Raw genomic sequence first — 906 nt, 5'->3', positions numbered from 1 at the left:
TACCATGTTTTCACCGTTAATGCCGAGCTTCTGGTTGACACACACATCAAATATTTCGTGTGTCGCAATATCACGCGGCACCAGGTTTCCGTATGCCGGATATTTTTCCTCCAGGAAATACCATGGTTTGCCGTCTTTATATGTCCACACGCGCCCGCCTTCACCACGCGCTGATTCACTCATCAGTCTTAATTTGTCATCGCCCGGTATGGCTGTCGGGTGGATTTGAATGAATTCTCCGTTTGCATAATACGCTCCCTGCTGATAAACGATTGACGCAGCAGATCCTGTATTAATCATGGAGTTCGTTGATTTTCCAAAGATGATTCCCGGTCCGCCCGTCGCCATAATGACAGCGTCTGAACGGAAGGATTCAATTTGCATGTTTGTCAGGTTTTGTGCAACAATTCCGCGGCAGGTTCTGTCATCATCTAAAACAGCGCCAAGGAATTCCCAACCTTCGTATTTTGTGACCAGACCCGCAACTTCGTATCTGCGCACTTGCTCGTCCAGTGCGTAAAGCAGCTGCTGTCCCGTCGTCGCACCAGCATAAGCAGTTCTGTGGTGCTGTGTACCCCCGAATCGGCGGAAATCAAGCAGGCCTTCAGGCGTCCGGTTAAACATGACGCCCATCCGGTCTAATAAGTGGATGATCGAAGGCGCCGCTTCACACATCGCCTTGACCGGCGGCTGGTTGGCAAGAAAGTCTCCCCCGTATACCGTGTCATCAAAATGTTCCCACGGAGAGTCACCTTCCCCTTTTGTATTGACCGCTCCGTTTATGCCGCCTTGCGCACAAACCGAATGAGAACGTTTGACAGGAACGATGGAAAACAGCTTAACCGCCATTCCTGATTCCGCTGCTTTAATTGTCGCCATGAGGCCGGCAAGACCCCCGCCGACTAC

General features: G+C 51.1%; 1 protein-coding gene. It reads right to left on the bottom strand.

Annotation, left to right across the window (positions count from 1 at the left end):
• On the bottom strand, positions 1 to 906 hold a 906-nt coding region (locus tag ACWHAR_RS24540), incomplete at both ends, for an FAD-binding protein (RefSeq protein ID WP_452088114.1).

This window comes from Bacillus sp. LR--39 (assembly GCF_053613335.1).
The sequence above is the reverse complement of the archived record's forward strand: the minus strand, read 5'-3'. Positions and strand labels throughout refer to the sequence as shown.